Here is a 23,315-nt window from a genome sequence, read left to right on the forward strand (position 1 = left end):
ACCGCCACCGGCATGACCGGCAGAGGCACCCGCCTCACGTCTTTGCCCGGCCCAACCGCGACGAGGAACCCTGGACATGTACGCCGTACTGCTTGCTGAACCCGTCCGTCCGTCAGCCAACGTCCTGGAAGAGCGTGCGAACAGCGCCGAGGTGACCGCATGAACACGCCCGCGACCGCCGGTGGCCACGGTGACGAGCCCGTCGTCACCGTCCGCCTCGACAGCAGTGACGTGGCGCGGTTCGCCCGTGCCAGCGGTGACCGCAACCCCCTGCACACGGACGCGGGTTACGCACGGAGTACGCCCTTCGGGGAGCCCGTCGCGCACGGGGTGCTGGCCGCGCTGCGGACCCTCGCCGCCGTCGGCCCCCGGCCCGGACAGCGATTGGCGAGCCTGGACATCCGCTTCCCCGCGCCGGTCTTTCCCGGGCGCGCCTACCGGTGGGCGGTCACGGAGGAGGCGGACGGGGCCGGGGCCGGGAGCGACGGCTTACGTGTCAGCGCCTCCCTGTTCGACGGCGACCGGCCGGTGCTGACGCTGGACGCGGGATTCGCCGATGCCGCGGGACCGACCGCTGAACTCCCGACCGGGGGCGGCGCGGTGTGGAGCCGCACCACGGCCGCCGCCCGCCCTGCCGCGGAGATCCGGACCGGGCTGACCGTCGAGGCTCCCTACGCGCCGGACTGGGCCGAGCTGGACGCGCTGGTCGCCGACTGGGAGCTCGATGAACGGGGCGTCGGTGCAGCGCAGTTGGCGGCACTGGCCTGGTGCAGCTACACCGCGGGCATGGAGCTCCCCGGCGAGGCCTCCCTGCTCTCCCGGATCGCGCTGACCTTCCCGGCCGCAGCGGACACCGGCGACGCGGACGGCTCCGGCGCGGACGATGAGAACGACGCGGACGACGCCGGCGCCGAGAAGGCGGACGACACCGGCGCGGACGACGAGAGCGATACCGGCACCGACGGCCGGCCCGCCCTGCGGGGCACGGCCGAAGTGACCGCGTTCCACGCCGACTTCGCCGCCCTCACCGTGACGGGCTCGCTGCGCTCGGGGGACCCGGACGACGGCACCGCCCGGACCGTCGCCGAGGCCGAGATCCAGGTGCGGGCCCGCCCCGAGGCGACCTCGGCGCGGATCGAGCGGCTCACCGAGCTGCTGCCGCCCTCGGACCGGCTCGACGGCAAGGTCGCCGTCGTCGTCGGCGGCAGTCGCGGCCTGGGCGCCGCGCTGGTGCAGGCCCTCGCCACCCAGGGCTGCACCGTCTACCTCGGGTACCACCGGAGCCGCGAGGCCGCCGAGGAGGTACGCGAGGCGCTCGCGGAATCCGCCGGGCGCGTGCTGCTCGCCGGGGGCGACTGCGCCGACCCCGACTGGTGCCGTGAACTGGGCGAACGCGTGATCGCCGAGCAGGGTCGCTGCGACATCCTGGTGCTCAACGCCTGCCCGCCGCTGCACGACATGGACGTCCGCGCCGACGGCGGCGCCCGTCTCGTGGAGTACGTGCGGGAATCGCTCGCCATGGTGCAGGCCCCGACGGCTGCCCTCCTCTCCGACGTCGCGGCGAACGACGGCACCGTCCTCGCCATCTCGTCGGCCGCGGTCACCGACCCACCGCGCGGCTGGCCGCACTACGTGGCCGCGAAGACGGCGCTGGAGGGTCTGCTGCGCTCGCTGGTCGCCGAGCAGCCCCGCGTACGGTGCGTGGTGGCCCGGCCGCCGCGACTGCGCACCACGCTCACCCACGCCCCGGCGAGCGGGGAGCAGCCGCTGGAGCCGGAGGTGGTCGCCGCCACCCTGGTCGCGCGGCTGAGCGCCCCCGGCACCGCGTCCGGGCGGGACGTCGAACTCGTCGAGGACTTCCCGGAGTCCCCGGCGTCCCCGGTGTCCGTCACCGGGGGCCCGACCCCGGCCGCCGAGCCCGCGTCGTCCGTGCCGGCGGTGTCCGGCGGTGGCGAGGGCGAGGAGCCCGTGGACGGCCGGCTGGTGGTCTCCGCGACCTTCACCGCCCAGCCCATCGAGGGCGCGCTGCGCTTCTGGAGCGGTCATCTCGGGCTGGCGCTCGCGGTGGAGTTCACCGACTACGGACAGATCTTCCAGCAACTGCTGGACGTAAACGGTGAGTTCGGAACAAACCGGCAGGGTGGCAACCTGCTGCTGCTGCGCCTGCAGGACTGGCCGGATGACGATCTTGCGCGCATCACCGAGGACTTCGCCGCCGCCGTCCGGTCCTTCGCCGGGCGCAGCCGGGTCCCGCTGGTCGTGCTGCTGTGTCCCGCGTCCCCGGACGCCCTGGCGGACGAGGCCCGCGCCGGCGATCTCGCCGACGCCGAGCGCACGCTCCGCGCCGCCCTGGAGCCGGTGGCCGGGGTGCACCTGCTGGACTGGGACCACTTCGGCCCGCTGTACCGGGTGACGGACCACCACGACTCCATGCGCGAGGAGTTGGGGCACATCCCCTACACCCCGCAGGCGTACACCGCGCTCGCCACCGTCGCCATGCGCGCCGTCCGGGCGCTGCTGCGGCCGCCGGCGAAGGTGCTCGTCCTGGACTGTGACAACACCCTCTGGCGTGGGGTGTGCGGTGAGGACGGGGCCGACGGCGTCGTCCTGGAGGAAGGGCATCTGCGGCTCCAGCGCTGGGCGCTGGGGCTGCGGGAACGCGGCGTCCTGCTGGCCCTGGCGAGCAAGAACGTCGAGCAGGACGTCGAGGCCGTCTTCGAGCGCGAGGACATGGTGCTGCGGCCGGAACACATCGCCGCACGGCGGGTCAACTGGGACCCCAAGTCGCTCAACATGGCGGCGCTGGGCAAGGAACTCAGTCTGGGACTCGATGCGTTCGTCTTCCTCGACGACAACCCGGTGGAGACCGCGGAGATGGCCGCCGCGCACCCGCAGGTGCTCACCCTCACCCTCCCCGGGGACGCGGCCGGGTTCCCGGCGCTCCTGGACCATCTGTGGGTGTTCGACCAGCTCGGTGTGACCGCCGAGGACGGCCGCCGCGCCGACTACTACCGGGCCGGGCAGGAGCGCGACCGGTTCCGTGAGTCGGCCATGGACTACTCGGCGTTCATCGAGGGTCTCGGCCTGGACATCGCCATCGCGGAGGCCACCGCCGAGCAGGCCCCGCGGGTCTCCCAGCTCACGTACCGCACCAACCAGTTCAACACCACCGCGGTGCGTCGCACCGAGTCCGAGATCCGTGGTCTGGCGGACGAGGGCGGCACCTGCTGGGCCACCGCCGTCAGTGACCGCTTCGGGGACTACGGGCTGGTCAGCATCGCGTTCACCCGCGGGGCGGGCGAGGCGCTGGTGGTCGACGGGCTGATGATGAGCTGCCGGGTGCTGGGGCGCGGCGTTGAGCACCGGGTGCTGGCGCATCTGGGCGAGCAGGCGCTGCGGGGCGGCTTCGAGCGGCTCGACGTACCGTTCCGCCCGACCGAGCGCAACGCCCCGGTGCGTCGCTTCCTGGACTCCGTCGCCGGGGACCACGCCGAACCGGAATCCACCGGATCCGGGGAGAGCGGCGGGTCCAGCAGTCCGGACGGCGCCCTGGTGTACCGGTTGCCCGCGGAGTACGCGGCCGCGTTGACGTTCCGGCCGCTGGACCCGGCCGAGCAGGAGGAGCCGTCCGGCGCGGAAGCGGAACCCAAGGAAAGGGACGGCAAGGACAAGGACGGGACGGGGGACGAGGCGAAGGCCGCTGCGGTGGCCGTGCGTCCTGAGTCCCTGGTGGTCATCGCCACCGAGCTGACCGGCATCGACGAGGTGCACGCCCGTATCACCGCCGACGAGCGCCCCACCGACGCCCCGGACGGCAGCGCGGACGCCCGCGGCGGGGACGCCGCGGATGTGCTCACCGGGGTGCGCGAGGCCTTCCACGAGGTGCTGCGGGTGCCGCTGGACCGGCTCCGGGAGTCGACGACCCTGGAGGAACTCCAGCTCAGTTCCTTCACCATCGTCGACCTGACGGTGCGCCTGGAGCGGGAGTTCGGCTCCCTGCCGAGGACGCTGCTCTTCGAGCACCGCACGCTCGGAGGTGTCGTCGCGGCCGTCGCGGACCGACTCGGCCTGGCCCCGGCCCCGGGCCGCGCCGCGACCGGGGTACGCCGGCCGGCGGCCCGCACCGCGACGGTGTCCGCCGAGCCCGCCGACGGTCCCGAGCCGATCGCCGTCGTGGGGGTCGCCGGACGCTACCCGGGCGCCCGTGACCTGGACGAACTGGCGCGCCGCCTGCTGCGCGGCCAGAGCAGCGTGACCGAGATTCCCGAGGATCGCTGGGACCACTCGCGGTACTTCGACCCCTCGGGCACCGACCCGGCGGGCTCGTACTCCAAGTGGGCCTGCCTGCTGGACGACGTCGCGCGGTTCGACTCGCTCTTCTTCGGCATCTCGCCGCGTGAGGCCGAACTCATGGATCCGCAGCAGCGGTTGTTCCTCGAAGTGGCCTACGAGACCTTGCAGGACGCCGGTCACACACCCGACACCCTGGGCAGTGACGTCGGGGTGTACGTCGGAGCGATGGCCCCGGACTACGCCGTGCTGAGCGCGGAGGCGGCGCTCGACGGCCGTGCGACGCTGCCGTACTCCGCGCACTACCAGATCGCCAACCGGGTCTCCTACGCCTTCGACTTCACCGGACCGAGCCTCTCGGTCGACACCGCCTGCTCCAGCTCCGGTGTGGCGCTGCACCTGGCCTCCCAGGACCTGCGGCTGGGCCGGGTGAGCGCCGCCCTGGTGGGCGGCGTCAACCTGATCCTGCACCCCTCGCGCCATGTGCAGTACGCGCACATGGGGATGCTGTCGCGCACCGGCAGCTGCCGGGCCTTCGGCGCGGGGGCCGACGGCATGGTGATGGGCGAGGGGGTCGGCGCGGTCCTGCTGAAGCCGCTCTCGCAGGCGCTGCGCGACGGCGACCGGGTGCATGCGCTGATCCGCGGTACGGCCACCAACTCCGGTGGCCGCACGCAGGGGTTCACCGTGCCCAGCCCCGACGCCCAGGCCGACCTGGTCACCGCCGCGCTGCGCGACGCCCGGGTCGACCCGGCGACGGTCAGTGTGCTGGAGGCGCACGGCACCGGCACCCCGCTGGGCGACCCGATCGAGATCACGGGCCTGACCAAGGCGTTCGGTCCGGCCTCGCCGGAGCGTGCGCGCTGCGCGGTGGGCAGCGTCAAGACCACCATCGGACACCTGGAACCCGCCGCGGCGATCGCCGGACTCACCAAGGTGCTGCTCCAGTTGCGGCACCGCACCATCATGCCGACGCCCGGCGCCGAGACCCCCAACCCGGACATCGCGTTCGACGCCACGCCCTTCTTCGTACCGGACCGGCCGATGCCCTGGGACGCGGTCGAGGGGACGCGGCGGGCCGGCATCAGCTCCTTCGGCGCCGGTGGGGTCAACGCCCATGTGGTGGTCGAGGAGTACACCGGACCGCAGCCGCCGCGCGGTCCCGCCGACGGGACGCACCTGGTCGTGCTCTCCGCCAAGGACAGCACCCGACTGGCCGAGCACTGCGCCGACCTGGCGGCACGGGTCAAGGACAGCACCGGGGACCTCCGGCTGTCGGAGGTGGCCTACCAGTCGCAGCTGCGGCGGCAGCCTCTGGCGCACCGGATGGCGGTCCTCGTCGACGACCTGCACCGGCTGGCCGATGTGCTGACCGCCGCCGCGGCCGGGGCCCCGCCCGCCGAGGGCTGCTGGATCACCGCCTTCGACCCGGACGCCCCCCGCCCGGCCCCCGAGTCGTTCGAGTCCACGGTGCGGGACGCGCTGGAGCGCCGCGACCTGGCCGGGCTGGCGGCGGCCTGGGTCGCGGGAGCGGACGTGCGCTGGGCGGACCTGCACGAGGGACCGCTGCGCCATGCCGAGCTGCCCTCCTACCCGTTCGCCCGGGTACGGCACTGGCTGCGCGAGCCCGAGCAGGCCCCGGTGCCGGTGTCCGACGCGGCGTCGCCCCACCTGGACGACCGGGAACTGCTCGGCGCGGTGGAGGGGTTGACGGCTGCCGGCGACCAGGCGAGGGCGTTGCTCGACCGGTTGGCGGCGGCCGCTCCCGCGGTGGCCGCCGCCGGGGCGGACGTCACCGCCCCGCACCCGCTGGTGCACCGGAACGTCTCGGACTTCACCGAGGAGCGCTTCCGGTCCCGCTGGTCCGAGGGTGACGCCCTGCTGGGCGACTACCGCGTCGACGGCCGCCCGTGCCTGCCCGGCGCGGTGTGGATCGAGGCCGCCCGCGCCGCGGTGGCCCTCGCCCACGGCAGGGACGCCGGTGACACCGGGGTGCGCCTCGCGGACCTCGCCTGGCACGAGTCCCACGGCGGCCGCTCCGGTGCTCCCCGCCCGGTCGACATCGCGCTCGCGCAGAACGCCGACGGCTCGGTGGACTTCGACTGCTACGAGCCCGACGACGCGTCCGCCGACGGCGACGACGTGCGGGTTCTCTGCCAGGGGCATGCCACCCTCGTACCGCCCGCCCCGGCCGACCGCGTCGATCTGCGCGGCCTCCTCGACGGCTCCACACCCCTGGGCACCCCTGCGGCGCACCGGGCCGCCCTCGACCGAGCGGGCCTGCGACTGGGCCCCGCGTACCGGGCGTTGGCGGAGCTGCGGCACGGCGAGGGCTATCTGCTCGCCGAGCTGCGCCTCCCCCCGGTGGCCGCGGGCCCGCACCCGGAGGCCCTCGTCACCCACCCCGCCCTGCTGACCGCGGCGCTCCTGGTCGCCGCGGTACGGGACGGCTCCGGGGCCCCCGCCGCGCTGGAGCCCTCCGAGGTCGCCGAGGTCGCCTTCCACGCCCCGTGCGGGGACGGCGGCTACGCGATCGTCACCGAGGGCGCCGCCCCGGGGACCACCGATCTTGACCTGTGCGACCGGGACGGCCACCTGCTGATCCGTCTGTCCGGCATTCGATTCGCCCGAGGAGATGAGGGGACATGCTGACCCACCCGGACCTGTCCATGCCGGACGACCTGCATGTGTTCACCCAGGCGTGGGAGGCGGCACAGCCGGCGCCCGAAGCCCCGGACGTCTGGCTCGGGCGCGTTCTGGTCCTGCTGCCCGAGGGCGGTGGACAGGAGGAGATCCGGAGCCGGCTGACCGCCGGCCACCCGGGCCTCGACGTGGTCTTCGCCGCCCCGGGTGCGGCGTTCCGGCGGACCGGCCGGGGCAGCTTCGCCGTCGGCGGCGACCTGGAGGAGGGCTTCCGCGAACTGCTCCGTACGGTGGTCGCCGACCACGGCCCGATCGACGCCGTCGCCCATCTGTGGGCCACGGAGCGTACGGCCGACGGCTCGCACGCCGACCCGGAACCGCTGCGCGCGTTCCTGCGGGCGCTCGCGCAGGAGGCGCAGCGCGACGCGGCCCCCGCACCGGGGCGCATCCTGCTCGGCGGCTCCTTCGTCGACGGCGGCCAGCGGTGCGCGATCGAGTCCTGGCTCGGCTTCGAACGGTCGATTCCCCTCGTTCTCCCCGGCACCTCCGTGACGGTCCTCGGCCTGGACGGCGAGGCCACCGGCCGGCTGCCCGCGATCCTGGCCGACGAGGTCGGGGCGCGGCCCGTCAGCACCCTGCACCTGAACGGACAGCGCTGGGTGCAGCAGGTGCGGCCGGCCGAGCTGCGCCCGGTCGACGCCGCCGGGGACCGGCTGCGCGGCGGCGGCACGTACCTGATCACCGGGGGTGCGGGCGGGCTCGGCGCGATCTTCGGGACCTGGCTGGCGCGCGAGTACCGGGCTCGGCTGGTGATCGTGGGGCGCCGGCCGGCCGAGGACGAGGCCGTGCGGGCGCGGCTGGCGGAGCTGGAGCGGGCCGGGGCCGCCGCCGTCCTGTACCGGCAGGCCGATGTGTGCGATCCGGTGGCGCTGACCGAGGCGGTGCGCACCGCGGTGGGCCACTTCGGGCGGATCGACGGGGTGCTGCACGCCGCCGGGGTGGAGCAGCACGGCAGCATCGCCGAGCGGGACGCGGCGACCTTCGCACGGGTCCGCGCGCCCAAGGTCGCCGGGACCGTCGCGCTGGAGAGCGCGCTGCGTGCCGCCCAGGCCGACCAGGGCGGCGCGCCCGACTTCGTCTGTTACTTCTCCTCCAGCGCGGCCGTGCTGGGCGACTTCGGCAGCGGCGACTACGCCGGTGCCAACCGGTTCCAGGTCGCGTACGCCGAGATGCTGGCGCGGAGCGAGCCCGCCGGCTCCGGACGGCTGGCGATCAGCTGGCCGCTGTGGCGCAGCGACGGCATGAACTTCTCCGACGAGACCGCCGGGGACTTCTATCTGCGGTCCAGCGGGCAGCGGTATCTGGAGCCGTCCGAGGGCACCGGGCTGTTCCGGCTGCTGCTGGCCCAGCCGGGCGCCTCGTATCTGGCCCTGGCGGGGGAGCGGGACCGTATCCACGGGATGCTCCGGGTGCCGGAGGACCACCCGCCCCGCCCTGCCAGTGGGGACGCCGCAGGGATCGCCGGGCAGAGTGCCGCCGAGAGCGCGGCCGACCTCGTCGCGGACGGGCTGCGGCGTGAACTCAACGACATCGTCAGCCAGATCCTGCTCGTGCCCGCGGACAAGCTGGCGGCGGACGAGAACCTCCGCGAGTTCGGCTTCGACTCCATCACGTTGGTGGAGTTCGCGGGCCTGCTCACCGAGAGCCTCGGCGTGGATGTCACACCGCACGTCTTCTTCAGCTATCCGACCCTGCGCACGCTGCACGAGTACCTGCTCACCGGCCACTTCGACCAGTTGGCCGACCGCTACCGCCCCCGGGCGGCGCAGCCCGCCGCCGAGCCCACCGGCTCCCGGCCGCCCGCCCCCGTACCGTCCGCTCCCCTCCCCGAGGAGACCGGAAGCGCGGCGGACGCGGGGACCGCACCCGCCGCACCGCGCCGCCGTGCCACCCTGCGGAGCCGGCGTGCCGACGGCAGCCGGTTCGTCCCCAAGGCGTCCCCGGCGGACGAGCCGGCGCCCGATCCGGCGGCGACCGTCGAGCCGGAACCCGTGACCCGGGCCTCCGTCCCACCGGCTCCCGTCGACCCGCGGTCCGCGAGCGCCGAGCGGTCCGCGCCCGGCGCCGTGCCCTCGCGGTCCGCGCCGCGGGACGAGCCGGTGTCGATCATCGGGATGAGCGGGCGCTTCCCCGCCGCCCGTGACGTCGAGGAGCTGTGGCGGAACCTGTCGGCGGGGCGCGGAGCCGTGGGGGCCATGCCGCCCGAGCGGCGCGAGTGGGCCGACGGCCGGACGCGCCACGTCGGGTGGGCCCCGGGCATCGCCGAGTTCGATCCGCTGTTCTTCGAGATCGCGCCCAGCGAGGCGGAGACCATGGATCCCCGGCAGCGGCTGCTGCTGGAGGAGATGTGGAAGGCGCTGGAGGACGCCGGCTGCGGTCGGCAGCAGTTGTCCGCGGAGCGGGTCGGGGTCTTCGTCGGCGTCGAGGAGGGCGACTACCGTCTGCTGGCCGCCTCCGAGGAGGCCATCACCTCCAACCACAACGCCGTACTCGCCTCCCGCCTCTCGTACTTCCTGAACCTGACCGGACCCAGCCTGGCGATCAACACGGCCTGTTCCTCCGGTCTGGTCGCGCTGCACGAGGCCTGTCTGAGCCTGCGGCACGGGGACTGCGACACCGCCATCGTGGCGAGCGCCAACCTGATGGCCACCCCGCGCGACTACGACGGCATGGAGGGCGCCGGGATGCTCTCCGCCGAGGGCGTGTGCCGGGCCTTCGGCAGCGGGGCCGACGGCATGGTGCCCGGCGAGGCCGTCGCCGCGATCGTGCTCAAGCGGCGCGACGGAGCGGCCCGCGGGGGCCACCACGGCTATGCCACCATCCTCGCCAGCGGCATCAACAACGACGGCCGCACCAATGGCATCACCGCTCCCAACGGCCGGGCCCAGACGAGCCTGTTGAGGGATGTGCACGAGCGGGCCGGGATCTCCCCGGACGCCCTCGGCCACATCGTGACGCACGGCACCGGCACCCGGCTCGGCGACCCGGTGGAGATCCACGCCCTCACCGAGGCGTTCCGGCCGCACACCGACCGCACCGGCTTCGCCGCGCTGACCTCCACCAAGCCCAACCTCGGTCACAGCCTGGCCGCTTCGGGCCTGGTCAGCCTGATCAGTCTGGTCGCCGGGATGCGCCAGGAGACCATCCCGCCGAGCATCAACTGCGAGGAGATCAGCGACTTCGTCGACTGGGGGACGACCCCCTTCTACGTCAACCGCGAGCAGCGGCCCTGGCCCGACGACGGGCTTCTGCCGCGGCACGGAGCGGTCAGCGCGTTCGGCTTCAGCGGCACCAACGCCCATGTGGTGGTGGAGAGCGAGGGCACCGCGCGCGGCGAACTCGCCCGGCTCGGCGCCCAGCCCGCCGCGTCCGGCCAGCTGCTGGTGCTGTCCGCGAAGACCGAGACGGCGCTGGTGCGGCGGCTGGAGCAGCTCGCCGACCATCTCGCCGGACTCCCCGACGACACGGGTCCCGGCCTGATGTCCTCGGTGAGCCACACCCTGATCGCCGGCCGCCACCACTTCGCCCGGCGGTGCGCGCTGGTGGTCCGCGACCGTGCGGACGCCGTGGCGGCGCTGCGCGCGGCCGTCGCAGGGCAGCCCGAACCCGGTACCGAACGGGGCACCGTGCCCCGGGAGTTCAACCCCTCCGCGGCCGAGACGCGCGCCCTGTCGACGCTGGTCGCCCAGGCCGACGGCGGGCGCGCCCGGGAGGGCCTGCTACAGCTCGCGCGGGCCTACTGCCTCGGCCACGAGCCCGCCGTCCTGGCCGAACTGTGGGGTGCCACTCCGCCGGGCCGGGTGCACCTGCCGACCTACGCGTTCGACAACGCGGACTACTGGGTGACGAGGCCGGCGGCGACCATCGCGGAGGCTCCTCCCGCCGCCGCACAGCTCCACCCGCTGGTGCACCGCAATGTGTCCGACATGGCGTGCCAGCGGTTCGCCGCCGCCTTCACCGGCCGGGAGAGTTGGTTCGAGGACGCCGCAGCCCACGCCGGTGGCGAGCCGGGCGGTGGTGTCCTGACCCCCGGCGCGCTGCTGGAGCAGGCCCGTGCCGCGGTGGTCCTGGGGTTCGGCGGCCGCGAACAGGACGTCACCCTGCGCGATGTGGTCTGGTACGAGCAGGCCGCCCCGCCGGCCGGTGGCGCCCCGACCGCCGAGGTCCGCATCGATCTGCGGCAGTCCGGCGAGAACACCGTCGACTGGGCCGTCTACTGCGAGGACGCGGCGGACGAGACCGGCGAGATGTTCCTGGTGTGCGACGGGGCCGCCACGGTCGCCGGTGACACCACCGGTGACGTCGTGCTGCCGCTCGCCACGCTGCGGAACGCGCCGGGCGCAGGCCGTCTCCTGCTCGAACTGCCCTTGCCCGCCGATGGGTCGGGCGACGAGCGGCTGGCGCTGCGGCCCGAGCAGCTCCAGTTCTGTGTGGTCGCGGCCCGCCGCGCCTTCGGCTGGGGGAGTGCCCAGGGCGACGCCGCCTCGGTGGCCGAGGCCCGGCTCGGCGGCGCGGCGCGGTCCGCCCGCTGGGCGCTGGTCACCCCGGGCGGGGCGGCCGACGACAACACCCGCTCGCTCACCGTCGAGCTCGCCGCGCAGGACGGCACGGTGGTCGCCACCGTGCGCGACCTCGTGCTCACCCGGGCGGCGGATGCCGGGGCGTCGTCCGGCGGCGAGGCCGCGGGCGACGGGCGGCGGGCCCATATGCGCGGCTGGACCGTGGCGCAGTGCCTGGCCTGGGAGCTGGCGGACGCCGCCGGCCAGGTCCTCAAGCTCCCCGCGGACCAGCTGGACCCCGAGGAGAACCTCGCCAACTACGGTCTGGACTCGCTCAACCTCGCCAAGTTCACTCAGCAGTTGAGCAGCCGGCTGGGCCTGCTGCTGACTCCCGACCGCTTCTTCAGTCACCCGACGCTGCGCCGGCTGGAAGGGCATCTGCTCACTGCCCAGCCCGAGCAGATGAACGCCCTGTACCGTCCGGGCTCGCCCGCCGCCGCGGCTCGGCCCGCCGCCCGCCGGGAGCGCAGGCGGCTCTCCGGCCGCTTCGCCGAGCCGACCGCCCGCACCGCCCCGGCGGCCGCCCCCCGGGACGAGCCGATCGCCGTGGTCGGCCTGGCCGGGCGCTTCCCGGACGCGCGGAACGTCGACGAGCTGTGGTCGATCGTCTCCGAGGGCCGCAGCGTCGTCCGGGACGTCCCCGACGACCGCCGCGCCGACTGGAGCGGCGCCGAAGAGCCCGGCGAGGACGGCACGCCGGACCTGCGGTACGCCTTCGGCAGCGTGCCGGGCATCGCCGAGTTCGATCCGCTGTTCTTCGAGATGTCGCCCCGCGAGGCCGAACTCGTCGACCCGCGGCAGCGGTTGCTGATGCAGGAGATGTGGCGCGCCCTGGAGGACGCCGGCTACGGCGAGGCGACCGTCGCCGAGGAGACCATCGGGATCTTCGTCGGCGCGGAGGAGGGGGACTACCGCTATCTGGTCGACGGGGACGACACGGTCACCTCCAACAGCACCTCCATCCTCGCCTCCCGGCTGGCGTACTTCCTCAACCTCTCCGGACCGAGCCTGACCATCAACACGGCCTGTTCCTCCGGTCTGGTCGCGCTGCACGAGGCCTGTCTGAGCCTGCGGCACGGCGACTGCGACACGGCGATCGTGGCCGGGGTCAGCCTGATGTCCTCCGCCCACGACTACGTGGTGATGGACAAGGCCAACATGCTCTCGCCCGACCGCACCTGCTACGCCTTCGACCAGCGGGCCAACGGCATGGTCCCGGGCGAGGCGGTCGCCGTGCTGGTGCTGAGGAAGCAGCAGGCCGCCGAGCGCGACGGGCAGCGCGTTCACGCCACGGTGCTGGGCACCGGCATCAACTACGACGGTCGCACCAGTGGGATCACCGCGCCCAGCGGCGCCGCCCAGACCCGGCTGCTGGGCTCGGTCTACGACCGCTACCGCATCTCCCCGGAGTCCCTGGACCATGTCGTCACCCACGGCACCGGCACCCGGCTGGGCGACCCGATCGAGATCAACGCGCTGGCGGAGGCGTTCGCCGAGCGCACCGACCGCACCGGCTACTGCGCGCTGACTTCGGTGAAGCCCAACATCGGTCACAGCATGGCCGCTTCGGGCCTGGTCAGCCTCATCTGTCTGATGACGGCGATGCGCCACGAGACCATCCCGCCGAGCATCAACTGCGAGGAACCCAGCGACTACATCGAATGGGAGAAGAGCCCCTTCTACGTCAACCGGCAGTCCACGCCCTGGCCCCAGGTGACCGGCCGGCCCCGCCGGGGCGCGGTCAGCTCGTTCGGGGTCAGCGGCACCAACGCCCATGTCGTCCTGGAGGCCCCCGCGGCAGTCCCGGTGCACCGGACGCCGCCGGAGGAACAGCAGCCCCCGCAGCACCAGCTGCTGCTGGTCTCCGCCAAGACGGAGGAGGCGCTCGGCGCGCGGCTGACCGATCTGGCCGACCACCTGGAGGGGCGCCCGGACGACGAGGACCGCTATCTGGCCTCGGTCAGCCGCACGCTGATCACCGGCCGCTTCCACTTCGCGCACCGCTGCGCGGTGATCGTCCAGGACCGGGACGACGCGGTGCGCCTGCTGCGGGAGGCCGCGGCCGGAGCCAAGATCCCCAACCTGGTACGCGGCACGGTGAGCCGTGACTTCCGGCCCAACGGCACCGTGGGCCGGCTCATCGACGGCCTGGTGCGGGCCAGCAGGACGGTGTGGCACGACGCCGAGCGGCACCAGGACCATCTGGCGGCGCTCGCGGAGTTCTACAGCCAGGGCTACACGGCGGCGTTCGCCGGCATCTGGGAGAGCCGGCCGCCGCTGGTGAGCCTGCCCGGCTATCCGTTCGCCACCGACCGCTACTGGGTCCCGTCCGCGGGGTCAGGCGCGGAGCTGGAGCGGCGCGGTAGGGGCACCGCCCAGCCGGCGGTCGGCGGCGACGACGCCGACGGCACGCTCATCCAGCGGTTCAGCTCCCAGTTCACCGGCCGCGAGGCCTTCCTGAACGACCTGCTGATCCCCATCGAGAACACCTCCAGCTGAGCAGCGGCACCTTACGCAGAAGGAAGAGATCCACATGTTCAACTCCATGGACGCCTCGCGTGCCAAAGTTCTGCCGGGTGCCGCTCAGTTGGAGATGGTGCGGGCAGCGGTGATCCTCGCGGCCGAGGAACAGGGGGAGTTCACCGGCGACGCCGGCCCTGTCGTGCGGATGACGAACGTGGTGTGGGGCGAGCCGGTGGTGGTCGGCCCCGGCCAGCAGGTCCACGTCGACCTGTACCCCGGGTCGGACGGCGACGGGTGGGCGGTGATCGCCGACTCCAACGACGAGGCGGGCAGCGGCGGCAGCGTCGCCGTGCTGCCCGGGGCGACGCCCGACCGGGTGGACGTCCAGCGCTACGGGACCCCCGCGCACCCCGACTCGCTCCTGGTGGATCTCGGCGAGACGGACGGCCCCGCGGACGCCGTGGTGGTGCCCGGACAGTTCGCCCGGTGCCTCGCCGCGGTGGCGCGGGACCGCGGCTGGGGCGGGCGCGAGGTGGCGCTGCTGAGCGCCGACGAGGTCACCTACGCGGGACTCGCCCGGTACGCGGCGGTGCGGGGCGCCGTGGAGATCGTCCCGTCGGGCCACCGGGAGGCGACGCTCTCCGTCGACCTGGTGGACGAGCGGGGCACCAGCCTGGTCGCCTTCCGCGGGCTGCGCGTGTCCGCCGAGGAGCAGACCCCCGCCGCGTCGCAGCCGCAGGAGGGCGGCTCCGCCGGCGAGGCCGCCGCCGTGGCCGTCGAGCCCGGTCCGGGGCGGCGGGTGGAGATGGCCGGCTGGTCGGTCGCGGAGTGCCTGGAGTGGGAACTCAAGGACTCCGTCTCGCAGTTGCTGAAGCTTCCGGTGGCCAAGCTGGACGAGGACGCCAACCTCCAGGACTACGGCTTCGACTCGATCAGCCTGGTCGAGTTCGCGGGCGTACTGGGGGAGCGGCTCGGCATCGAGCTGACCCCGGACGTCTTCTTCAGCCACCCCACGCTGACCGGCCTCGGCGCCCATCTGATGGACGCGCATCGCGCGGCGCTGGAGGCGTTCTACCGGGAGGGGCAGAAGTCCGCGCCGCCACGGGCGGCGTCCCGGCCCACCTCCGGTCCCGGGCCGCGCACGGTGCCCCGGGCCGGGCAGGACGGCCGCAGCCCCCGGCGGCGGCTGCTGCGCATGAGCGCCCCCGCGCGGGCCGCCGAGCCCGAAGGCGCGGAGCAGGAGACCGGGAGCGCTCCGGAGCCGGTGGCGATCGTCGGGATGAGCGGCCGCTTCCCCGGCGCCCGTACCGTCGACGAGCTGTGGCACATCCTGGCCGAGGGCGACTGCGTGGTCGGCGAGGTGCCGGGCGACCGCAGCCCCGCCTGGGGCGGCGGCCGCCGGATGGGCGCCCTGCCCGGCATCGCCGAGTTCGACCCGCTGTTCTTCGAGATATCCGGCCGCGAGGCCGAGACCATGGACCCCCGGCAGCGGCTGCTGCTCCAGGAGATGTGGCGCGCCCTGGAGGACGCCGGGATCGGCTCCCGGCGGCTCACCGACAGCCGGGTCGGCATCTTCGTCGGCGTCGAGGAGGGCGACTTCCGCGACCTGGTCGGCGAGGACGCCGGAGTCACCGCCAACAGCAACGCGATCCTCGCGTCCCGCCTGGCCTATTTCCTCAACCTGGCCGGGCCCAGCATGGCCATCAACACGACCTGCTCCTCCGGCCTGGTCGCCCTGCACGAGGCCTGCCTGAGCCTGCGCTACGGGGACTGTGACACCGCGATCGTCGCGGGTGCCAACATCCTGGCGGACCCCCGCAGTTACGACGCGATGGCCGCCGCCGGGATGCTGTCGCCCGAGGGGGTCTGCCGGGCCTTCGACGAGCGCGCGGACGGCATGGTGCCCGGCGAGGCGGTCGCCGTCCTGGTCCTGCGCAAGCGCCGTGTCGCCGAACGCGACGGCCAGCGGATCCACGCGACCGTACTGGGCAGCGGCGTCAACTACGACGGCCGGACCAACGGCATCACCGCCCCCAGCGGCGCCGCGCAGAGCCGTCTGCTGCGACAGGTCTACGAGCGCGCCGGGATCTCCCCGGAGTCCCTGGAGTACGTCGTCACCCACGGCACCGGCACCCGGCTGGGCGACCCGATCGAGATCAACGCGCTGGCGGAGGCGTTCAGTTCCGGCACCGAGCGCCGCGAGTTCTGCGCGCTGACCTCCCTCAAGCCCAACATCGGGCACACCCAGGCGGCCTCCGGACTGGTCGGCGTGATGGCGCTGGCGATGGCCATGCGGCACGAGACGATCCCGCCGAGCATCAACTGCGAACAGCCCAGCGACTACATCCGGTGGCAGGACAGCCCGTTCTACGTCAACCGGGAGCGGCGCGCCTGGCCGCAGGGCCCGCAGCCCGCGCGGGGCGCGGTCAGCGCCTTCGGCATGAGCGGCACCAACGCCCATGTGGTGCTGGAGGCCGGTGTCACGGCCCGCACCGAACGGGAGCGGCTGGACCGGCAACCCGCCTCCCCGTCCTACCTGTTGGCGCTGTCCGCCAAGACCTCCCCGGCGCTCGGCGAGGCGCTGACCGCCCTGGCCGACCACCTGGCGGGGGCCGCGGACGCCGGGGCCGGATACCTCGCCTCGGTCAGCCACACCCTGATGTCCGGCCGGCACCACTTCGCGCACCGCTGCGCCGTGGTCGCGCAGGACCTCGACGACGCCGTACGGCTGCTGCGGGACGCGGCGCGCGGCGAGAAGCCCCGCAAGGTCTACCAGTCCACCGTGACCCGCGACTTCACCCCGCACAGCCTCGTCGGTGACCTGGTGGCGGAGGCTCCGGGCCGCCGCCAGGACGACCAGCGCTACCAGGAACTGCTCCTGGCGCTGGCCGACTTCTACTGCCAGGGCTACGACCTGCGCGGCGAGGGCCTCTTCGAGGAGACGCCCGCACTGGTCGCCCTTCCTTCGTACCCGTTCGCCCGGCAGCGGCACTGGCCGGCGGCGTCCCGCAGCCGCGGCGCCGGTACGGACCAGGGCCCCACGCACCCCCTGGTGCAGCGGAACACCTCCAGCCTGACGGAACAGCGCTACAGCTCCGTACTGCTGCCCGCCGACGAACTCCTCGTCGGCGAGGAGGGCGACCGGCGGCTGCCCGCGGCGGCGCACCTGGAGATGGCCCGCGAGGCCGTGCACCAGGCGACCCGGGAGAACGAGTCCGACACCGCCGGAGTGCGGCTGCACGCCGTGCGCTGGCTGCGCCCGGTCCGCGCCACGGGCCGCACGATCGACCTGCATGTCGCCGTCATCCCGGAACGCGGCGGCGACATCGGCTTCGAGATCTTCTCGGGCGACGGCACCGCCGACCCCCGCCACACCACCGTCCACTGCCAGGGCGACGCGACCCGGTCGGCCCCCGCCCCGCAGGCGCCGGAGACCGACCTGGAGGCGCTGCGCGAGCAGGCCCGCCAGGACCCCGCCCTGGTGGTGGTGCGGCTGCCGCGGACCACGGCGCACGACCACGTCGTCCTGCCCTTCGGGGCGCTGGACGACGCGCTGCTGGCCGCCGCCGCGAGCGACCCGTCGATCGGCACGGCGGCCGGGACCCCGGCCGGTCTGGACTCGGCGGAGATCTTCGGCGCCGCGCCCGCGACCTGGGCCGTCCTGCGGCGTACCGCCGGGCCCGGTACGGACGAGCACCGCTTCGACATCGACCTCTGCGAGGACTCCGGCCGGGTCGCCGTCCGCTTCACCGGCCTCGTCCTGGGCCCCGACACCCCCGCCGAGACCTCCTCGACGACCGGGCTGCTGGGGCAGGAGTGGGCCGAGGCCGCACTGCCCGCCGGGGCCGCCCCGCGCGACTGGCGCTCCCGCGAGGTGGTCCTCTGCGACACCGGCGCGGCCCCCGCCGCCGGGACCTTCGCAGGACCCGCGAACATCACCGTGCTGAGCACCGCGGGCGAGGACACCGCCGAGCGGTACACCAGCGCCGCCGAACAGCTCTTCACCGAGGTGCGGCGCATCCTGGTGAGCAAGCCCGCCCACGAGGTACTGCTCCAGGTCGTCGTGCCCGGCGGCGCCGATCATCACGTCTACGGCGGCCTCAGCGGTCTGCTCAAGAGCGCCCACCGCGAGAACCCGCGGCTCGTCGCGCAACTCGTGGCCCTGGACGAGCCGTTCACCCGGGGCACGGCGCTGCCCGCCCGGGTGGCCGCCCTCCTGGACGCCGAGGCGAACGCCCCCGAGATCGCCGCCGAGGTCCACTACGCCGGGGACCGGCGGACGCTGTCCCGGTGGCGGCCGCTGCCGGGCACCCCCCGCGCCGACCGGTCCTCGGACACCCTGCCGTGGCGGGCCGACGGCACCTATCTGATCACCGGCGGCGCGGGCGGCCTCGGGCTGCTCCTCGCCCGGGAGATCGTCCGCCACGCACCCGGCGCCCGGATCGTCCTCACCGGCCGCAGCGCCCGCGACGGCCGCGTGGACGCCGCCCTGGCCGAGCTCGGCGGGGAAGGCACCGGATCCCGCGTCAGCTACCGGCAGGCCGACGTCACCGACCAGGCCGCCGTGACCGACCTGGTGAACGGCGTCACCGCGCCCGGTGACGGACCGCTGGGCATCCTGCACTGCGCCGGAATCAACCGCGACGCCTACATCATCCGCAAGAGCCCCGACAGCATCCGCGAGGTGCTGGCGCCCAAGGTCGACGGGCTGGTCAACCTCGACCGGGCCACCGCCGCACTCGATCTCGACTTCCTGGTCTGCTTCGCGTCCACCTCGGGCAGCCTCGGCAACGCGGGTCAGGCGGACTACGCCCTGGCCAACGCCTTCATGGACCACTTCGCCGTACACCGCGAGCAGCGGGTGCGGGCGGGGGACCGGCACGGCCGGACCCTCGCCGTCGACTGGTCCCTCTGGCGCGACGGCGGGATGACGATCGACCCGCAGGCCGTGGCCCGGTTGGAGGCCGACACGGGTCTGGTGCCCATCCCGAGCGCCGAGGGGATCGCCGCGTTCTACGACGCACTCGACAGCGACGCCCCGCACACGCTGTGCCTGGCGCTGCGCGACCCCGCCCGGCTCGCGGAGACCGTGGACCGGCTCACCGGCGCCGCTTCCACCGCCCCCAGGGAGCAGTCGCCGACCACGGCGATCGACCAGGAAACCGTGGTCGCCTACCTGACCGGGGTGATGGCACGGGAGATGAAGATCCCGGCCGGCAGCATCGACGCGGACGCGTCCCTGGATCAGTACGGCATCGACTCCATCACCGTCCTCGCGCTCACCGACGTACTGGAGGACGACCTGGGCACCCTGCCCAAGACGCTCTTCTTCGAGTACCGGACCGTCACGGAACTCGGCGGATACCTCCGGGACTCGCACGCCGCCGAACTCGCCCGCGCCCTGGGCGTGGAGACCGCGCCGGCGGAGCGTGGACCGGCCGCGGCGCCCGTCGCGCCCGTCGTGGCGGAAGCCGCTGTCAGCCGCCGCGGACGCACCCGCCACCCCGCGCAGTCCGCGGGCGGCCCCCTGGACGTCGCCATCGTGGGGGTGGCGGGCCGCTACCCGCAGGCCGCCGACCTCGACGTCTTCTGGGACAACCTGGTCGAGGGGCGGGACTGCGTCACCGAGACCCCCGCCGGACGGTGGGACCAGAGCGCCTTCGCCGACGCCATCACCTGCGGCTGGGGCGGCTGGCTGGACGGCGTGGACCGTTTCGACCCGCTGTTCTTCAACATCGCGCCCCGCGAGGCGGAGATGATGGACCCGCAGGAGCGCCTGTTCCTCCAGTGCGCGTACGCGGCCATCGAGGACGCCGGATACACCCCCCGGGACCTGGAGCGCGGCGAAGGAGCGCAGGACGGCGTCCGGGGCGCGGCCGGGGTGTTCGTCGGCGTGACCACCGCCGACTACCAGCTGCTCTGCGTGGACCAGCAGGCGGCGGGCACCCCGCTCGCCACCGCGGGCAACTTCGCCTCCATGGCGAACCGGGTGTCGTACCACCTGAACCTGCACGGCCCGTCGCTCGCCATCGACACCATGTGCTCGTCCTCGCTGACCGCGATCAGCCAGGCCTGCGAGAGCATCCGACGCGGCGAGAGCGGCGTAGCCATCGCGGGCGGGGTCAACCTCGCCCTGCACCCCAACAAGTATCTGCTGCTGTCCCAGGGGCAGTTCGTGTCCCCGGCCGGCCGCTGCGTGTCCTTCGGCGACGACGGCGAGGGCTATGTGCCCGCCGAGGGCGTCGGCGCCGTCCTGCTCAAGTCCCTGGACCGGGCGGTGCGCGACGGCGACCACATCTACGGAGTGATCCGCGGGGCCGCCGTCAACCACGGGGGGCGCACCAACGGCTACACCGTGCCCAACCCCAACGCGCAGGGCGGTGTCATCGAGGCGGCCCTGCGGCAGGCCGAGACCGACCCGCGGGCCGTCGGCTACGTCGAGGCGCACGGCACCGGCACCAAGCTCGGCGACCCCATCGAGATCCGCGGACTGGGCCGCGCCTTCGACGGCGTACCCGCTACGCAGCCGTGCGCCATCGGTTCGGTGAAGTCCAACATCGGACACGCGGAGGCCGCGTCCGGCATCGCGGGACTGACGAAGATCCTGCTCCAGATGCGGCACGGCACCCTGGTGCCGTCCCTGCACGCCGAGGTGCTCAACCCGTTCATCGACTTCGAGGCCACCCCGTTCCGGGTGCAGCGGACCGCGGAGAAGTGGCACCGGACGGTCGTCGAGACGGACGGCCGGACCCGGGAGTTGCCGCGCGTCGCGGGGCTCTCCTCGTTCGGGGCGGGCGGCTCCAACGCCCACCTGATCGTGTCGGAGTACCTCCCGGCCCGCCCCGTGCCGGCCGCGCCCGGCGGTCCTGCCGTGCTGGTGCTCTCGGCCAAGACGGGCGAACGGCTGCGGGTCTGCGCCGAGCGGCTGCTGTCCGCCCTGCGCACCGGCCGTTACCAGCAGGGTGACCTGCCGTCCATCGGCTACACCCTCCAGGTGGGGCGCGAGGCGATGCCGCACCGGATGGGCTTCGTCGCGGCCGGACTGGACGAGGCCGAGCGGACGCTGGCCGCCTTCCTGGACGGCTCCGGTGCCGAACACGGCGTGACGGCCGGGCGGGTCGATGCCGCCGCGGTGCGTGCCGGAGAGCCCGACGCCGCCCCGGGCGGACGCCGGGAACCGGGCGAGCTGGTCGCCGCCTGGGTCGCCGGCTCGGCGGTCGACTGGCGGAGCCTGTACCGCGACGGGGACGCCCCGGCACGGATCAGCCTGCCGGGCTACCCGTTCGCGGAGGAGTCCTACTGGCTGCCGACCGGCGACGGCGCCCCGGCGTCCTCCGGCCGGGCGGGCCGCCTGCATCCGCTGCTGCACGAGAACACCTCCGACCTGGCGAGCCAGCGCTTCACCTCCAGGCTGGCGGACCTCCCCTCCCGGGCGGCGCAGCTGGAGATGGCACGGGCCGCCGCGCTGCGGGCCGTACCGGGAGCGGACGAGGGCACGCACACGGTGCGGCTCTCCGACGTCGCCTGGCACGAGGGGCCCCCGGCGGGTGAGGACGGGCACCTGGTCCATGTGTCGCTGCGGCCGGCCAGGACCGGCGACGCCGAGTGGACCGTGCATGTCGAGCAGCCCGGCGCCCCCGACGGGGAGCCGGCCGCCGACGACGAGGAGCTGATCACCGCCGAGGGCACCGTCACCCTGGTGGGGGCCGCCGACCGGCGGGAGCGCCTGGACCGGGCCGCCGCCGGCGGGAGCGTCATCGAGCTGAGCGTCACCGGGGACCCGGTGCTGGCACTGGTGACCGCCCTGGAGGAATGTGTCGCCGCCGAGTCGCGGCCGGCCACGGCCCGCGAGGTGCTCTTCGCGCCCCTGGGCGCCGGCTCGCCCGCCTGGGCCGTGGTCGACCGCCGGGACACCGAGCAGGACGTCGCGGTCTGCGCCGAGGACGGCACCGTGCTGCTGCGGGTGCGCGGCCTCACATGGGAGACCGCCGGGGCGGCGGACCTCGCACCTGCGCCGGACGGCGGGGCCGAGGTGGCCGCCGGTCCCGGGCGGCGGGTCGAGATGGCCGGCTGGTCGGTCGCCGAATGCCTCGACCGGGAACTCAAGGGCGCGGTCTCGCAGTTGCTGAAGCTGCCGCTGGACCGGGTCGAGGACGGCGTCAACCTTCAGGACTACGGCTTCGACTCGATCAGCCTGGTCGAGTTCGCGGGGGTGCTGGGCGAGCGCTTCGGCGTGGAACTCACGCCCGACGTCTTCTTCAGTCACCCGACGCTGGACAGCCTGAGCAGCCACCTCCTGGACGCGTACGGCGATGTGCTGGGCGCGTTCTACCAGGAGGGCGGCGCCGCCGGAGCGGCGGCGGTCGCGGCGGCGGTGCCTGCTCGGCGTCGGGTGAGGCGTGTCGCGCCGGTGGTGCGTGGGCCTGGGGCGCTGGGGGTTGCGGCGGGTGTGGAGCCGGTGGGGATCGTGGGGATGAGCGGTCGGTTCCCGGGTGCCCGCACGGTGTCGGAGCTGTGGGACATCCTGGCCGAGGGCCGGAGCGTGGTGGGCGAGGTGTCGCCCGAGCGGTCACCGGCCTGGGGTCCGGACCGTCCGATGGGGGAGATGCCGGGGGTGGCGGAGTTCGATCCGCTGTTCTTCGAGATCTCGCCGCGCGAGGCCGAGCTGATGGATCCCAGGCAGCGGTTGCTGCTTCAGGAGATGTGGCGGGCCCTGGAGGACGCCGGATACGGCGACCCCGCCGTGGCGGGGGACCGCGTCGGTGTCTTCGTCGGCGTGGAGGAGGGCGACTACCGGTTCCTGGTCGACGAATCGGAGAGCATCACGGCGAACGCGACGTCGATTCTCGCGTCGCGGCTGGCGTATTTCCTGAATCTCTCCGGTCCGAGCATGGCGATCAACACGTCGTGTTCTTCGGGTCTGGTGGCGTTGCACGAGGCATGCCTGAGTCTTCGTTACGGGGATTGCGACACGGCGATTGTCGCGGGCGCGAACATTCTTTCCTACCCGGGTAGTTATGACGCGATGGCGGGCGCGGGGATGTTGTCGCCGGAGGGGGTGTTGCGGGCGTTTGACCGGCGTGCGGACGGGATGGTGCCGGGTGAGGCGGTCGCGGTGTTGGTGTTGCGGAAGCAGGTGGATGCTGAGCGGGATGGTCAGCGGGTGCATGCGACGGTGTTGGGGAGCGGGGTGAATTATGACGGGCGGACGAATGGGATTACGGCTCCGAGTGGTGCTGCTCAGTCGCGGTTGTTGCGTGATGTGTATGAGCGGGTAGGTGTTTCTGCGGAGTCGGTGGA

The 23,315-nt window shown here is 74.0% G+C and carries 3 protein-coding genes; all 3 read left to right on the forward strand.

From position 1 onward, the window contains the following. Positions 1 to 159: 159 nt before the first annotated feature. Positions 160 to 6,942, forward strand: a complete 6,783-nt coding sequence (locus ACH4UK_RS35840; protein WP_398363256.1) for an SDR family NAD(P)-dependent oxidoreductase — start codon at positions 160 to 162, stop codon at positions 6,940 to 6,942. Further along, entirely contained in the window at positions 6,936 to 14,051 is a 7,116-nt protein-coding gene (locus tag ACH4UK_RS35845) for an SDR family NAD(P)-dependent oxidoreductase (RefSeq protein ID WP_398363258.1), read from the forward strand. Before ACH4UK_RS35840 ends, ACH4UK_RS35845 begins: the two co-directional genes overlap by 7 nt. A gap of 34 nt (positions 14,052 to 14,085) precedes the next feature. Next, positions 14,086 to 23,315: SDR family NAD(P)-dependent oxidoreductase (locus tag ACH4UK_RS35850; RefSeq protein WP_398363260.1), on the forward strand; the 9,230-nt coding region annotated here is incomplete at its 3' end.

Source organism: Streptomyces sp. NPDC020884 (assembly GCF_044333935.1).
GTDB lineage: Bacteria > Actinomycetota > Actinomycetes > Streptomycetales > Streptomycetaceae > Streptomyces.

Coding starts and splice junctions, on each gene's coding strand:
- ACH4UK_RS35840 (WP_398363256.1), top strand. CDS start 160: ATGAACACGCCCGCGACCGCCGGTGGCCACGGTGACGAGCCCGTCGTC.
- ACH4UK_RS35845 (WP_398363258.1), top strand. CDS start 6,936: ATGCTGACCCACCCGGACCTGTCCATGCCGGACGACCTGCATGTGTTC.